Genomic DNA, 3,308 nt, shown 5'->3' with positions numbered 1-3,308 from the left:
AAGACGAACCGCTGGCTCGGCGAGGCCGACGCGGTGGCTCGCGACGTCGCGACGAGCGACCTCGAGCACGAAATCGTACGCGAGCGGATCGAGAACGTTCGGAACCTCCTCGCGGCGGCCGGCGAACCGGACCACGGCGAGGCGCGCGAGCACCTCGAGGCGGCGCGGCGGCTGTGTGACGAGATACTCGCCGAGTGACCTCCGCTCGTCTCCTTCGTCCTCGCTGCCCCTGTTCTTGTCACACCCACCGCGCTGGCTCTTTTCTCGCCGGTTCCGTCCTCGCCACGGATCGGACGGAAACGCTACAATTTTATGTGAGTGCGTACCGCATTGTTCGATGATGACACTTCGATGCGGGACTCGAGCGCCGACGCGGAGGGATGCACTGTGAACGGGGAACTCGATCTGCTCGTACGCCTCGGCGATTACGATCGGCCGCAGGGCGTCGCCGAGCGGGCCGTACAGGCCGAAGAACTCGGCTTCGACCGGATCACGGTCGGCGAGACGACCGGCTGGAACATCGTCCCGCCGCTGACGCTGGCGGCCGAGCGGACTGAGGAACTGGGCATTTCGAACGACGTCATCTCGCCGTACGGGCGGACGCCGTCGATGCTCGCCCAGACGGCGCTGACGATGCAGGACGTCACGGACGGCCGGTTTCGGTTCGGAATCGGGCCGAGTTCGCCCGCGATCACCGAGCGCTGGCACGGCCAGGAGTTCGACCAGCCGCTGCGCCGGACCCGCGAAGTGATCGACGTGATGCGAAACGTCTCCGAGGAGGGCAACCCCGCCTACGAGGGAGACATTTTCGATATTCCAGGGCTGGGTTACGAGCGGGGGCCCCACGAGAACCCGCCGCCGATCGACGTCGGCACCCTCGGCCCCAAAGCCACCGAGATGGCCGGTCGCTTCGGCGACGGGTGGGCCCCCCAGCTATTCACGAAAGACGGGCTTCGGGACCGCCTCGAGGATCTGGAACGCGGTGCCGAGTTAGGGGGCAAAGCGCTCTCGGACCTGCGAGTTGCGCCGATCGTTCGCGCGATCGCGGCCGAGGACCGCGAGGAAGCGCGCGCGAAGGCTCGCAGCAGTATCGCGTTCATGCTCGGGGCCTACGGCCCCTACTACGGGAACTCGGTCGCCGAGCAGGGCTATTCCGATGTCGTCGAGGAGATCCGGGCCGCCTGGGACGACCGAGATACGGACGCGATGGCCGACGCGCTGCCCGACGCCGTACTCGACGAGCTGGCTCCCGCGGGTACCCCCGAGGAGGTTCGCGAGTGGCTCGAGGCGTACAGCGAGATCGACGGCGTCGACGCCGTTCGACTCGGGTTTGTCAACGGAATGTCCGAGGACGACAAGCGGACGACGATGGAAGCGGTCGCCGACCTCGCGTAGTCGTCGCCGACCTCGTCTCGAGAACCAGCGGTAGTGTTTCGATCGGACTCACACGTCGCATATATACCGTCTGGCTCCTATGGGAGGTATGCTCCCGCTACTGAATTCACCCGAGAGTCTCACCGCATTCGGCGATTCGCGTGCCGACGCCGTAGATACGGTGATGGATCTGTTGGCAAATCGCCGACGGCGTGCGGTCTTGCAGTATCTCGAGGAAGTCGACGGCTCCGCCACGCTCACGGAACTCGCCGTGGAGATCGCCGCACAGGAGGCCGGCTCCGAGCCGAACGCGATCTCGGATCACGGTGCTATCTCCGCGAGAGATCGACGGGCCGTTCGGATCTCGCTCCACCACACGCATATCCCAAAATTGGCGGCCGCGGAGGCCATCGACTACGATACCGCGACGGAGACGGTCGCGCTCCGCGATCGCGGACGGGCACTGCTCTCCCGACAGGAGGCCGTTCAGGGCGCTCCACGGGAATCTCGATAGTGGCCCGGCATAAATAGGCCCGTAGTATACCCGTCCAATTCCCTAGAAATGGCATGTATGCCCACCGAAAATCAGGCGGTGCGGCTCCTCGACGAACTCGGCCTCACCGAGTACGAGGCTCGCTGTTTCGTCGCCCTCTCTCGCGTCCAGAAAGCGAGCGCGTCCGAAATCCACACGTTGTCGGACGTCCCCCGCTCCCGCGTGTACGACTCCGTCGAACGGCTGCACAGAAAGGGGCTCGTCGACATCCAGCAGACCGAGCCCCGTCAGTACCGGGCGCTTCCCCGGGATACCGTCCTCGACCGCCTTCGCGAACAGTACGCGTCCACGCTCGAGGCCACCGATGCCGCCCTCTCGAAGCTTCGGCGAGCGAAAGGACTGGAGGAGCAAGGCGCGTGGGCGATTGCCGATCACGATAACGTGACGGATCGTACCGGGCTCCTTCTCGAGGATGCGACCAACGAGATTTACGTGCTCATCGCAGACGAGGACATGCTCGATGACGAACTGTGCGATCGGCTGGCAGCGGCGTCCGAGTCGGGCGTCACCGTCCTGATCGAAGTCCCGTCCGAGGAGACGGCAGCACGGATTCGATCGCACGTTCCCGACGCCGCCGTGGCGACGACCGCGCTCGCGGCGGATCCGGCGCGACTCGAGGGCAAGTGGCTGAGCCGGATCCTGCTGGTCGACCGCCGGGCGGTCCTGCTCAGCGCGCTGTCGGACGGCACGCGACCGAGCAACACGGAAGAGACGGCGATCTGTTCCGAGGGCCCCGATCACGGGCTCGTCGTGGGCATTCGGCAGCTGCTCGGAACACGGCTGGATCGGGGCGCTGTGTTCGACTGAGCGCGAATCGGCGTTCGATCGATCCCGCTTCGGTGTTCGGCTGATTGCAGTTTCGCGCTCGATCGCTCGTTACGGCTCGACGACGAGTTTTCCGAGGAAGCTATCCGACATGACGGCCCGCTGGGCGTCGGCGGCCTCCTCGAGGTCGTACGTCCGCGCCACGTCGATCGAGAGGGCCTCGTTATTCATGAGGTGAGCGACGCCTCGCAGCGGCACGCGCAGATCCGGCGTATTGAACATACTCATGAACTGGTAGGAGACGTCCTTCGACCGGGCGGCCCCGTCGTTCGTAAAGCCCGGATCGGGACTGTTCTCGCCGATGCCGACGACTCGAGCGCCCTGTGCGGCCACGTTCGCGTCGAACTGCAGGTAGTCGTCGAGGCGGTGATCGAGCACGGCGTCGACGCCGCCCTCGGAGGCCTCGAGCACGGCATCGGCCAGATCGTCACGACCGTAGTCGAGCACCGTTTCGGCCCCGTAGTCGGCGAGCGCACCGTGGTACTCTTCCGCGGCGGTGGTGATAACCCGCGCGCTCACGGCGGCCGCGATCTGGACGGCCGCGTGGCCGACACCA

The 3,308-nt window shown here is 66.0% G+C and carries 5 protein-coding genes; 4 read left to right on the top strand and 1 reads right to left on the bottom strand.

From position 1 onward, the window contains the following. From PGX04_RS20460 to PGX04_RS20445, 4 genes are all read left to right on the top strand, one after another. The coding region (locus tag PGX04_RS20460) for a DUF8152 family protein (protein WP_273740199.1) at positions 1 to 198 on the top strand (198 nt) is incomplete at its 5' end. A gap of 189 nt (positions 199 to 387) precedes the next feature. Further along, entirely contained in the window at positions 388 to 1,395 is a 1,008-nt protein-coding gene (locus tag PGX04_RS20455) for a TIGR04024 family LLM class F420-dependent oxidoreductase (RefSeq protein ID WP_273740198.1), read from the top strand. Between the two features lie 88 nt (positions 1,396 to 1,483). Beyond that, positions 1,484 to 1,888, top strand: coding sequence for a DUF7344 domain-containing protein (locus PGX04_RS20450; protein WP_273740197.1), 405 nt, complete (start codon positions 1,484 to 1,486; stop codon positions 1,886 to 1,888). 57 nt (positions 1,889 to 1,945) lie between these two features. Continuing rightward, positions 1,946 to 2,734: a TrmB family transcriptional regulator gene (locus tag PGX04_RS20445; protein WP_273740196.1), complete on the top strand. Its 789-nt coding sequence runs from the start codon at positions 1,946 to 1,948 to the stop codon at positions 2,732 to 2,734. 69 nt (positions 2,735 to 2,803) lie between these two features. Here the strand turns inward: PGX04_RS20445 and PGX04_RS20440 are convergent. Further along, positions 2,804 to 3,308, bottom strand: a 505-nt coding sequence (locus PGX04_RS20440; RefSeq protein WP_273740195.1) for a zinc-binding dehydrogenase, incomplete at its 5' end; no start/stop codon positions are given.

The organism is Natrinema soli, from assembly GCF_028618695.1.
The sequence above is the reverse complement of the archived record's forward strand: the minus strand, read 5'-3'. Positions and strand labels throughout refer to the sequence as shown.

What these genes read in the sequence shown, in the direction of transcription:
- PGX04_RS20445 (WP_273740196.1), top strand. Translation starts at nt 1,946, where the DNA reads ATGCCCACCGAAAATCAGGCGGTGCGGCTCCTCGACGAACTCGGCCTC.
- PGX04_RS20450 (WP_273740197.1), top strand. Translation starts at nt 1,484, where the DNA reads ATGCTCCCGCTACTGAATTCACCCGAGAGTCTCACCGCATTCGGCGAT.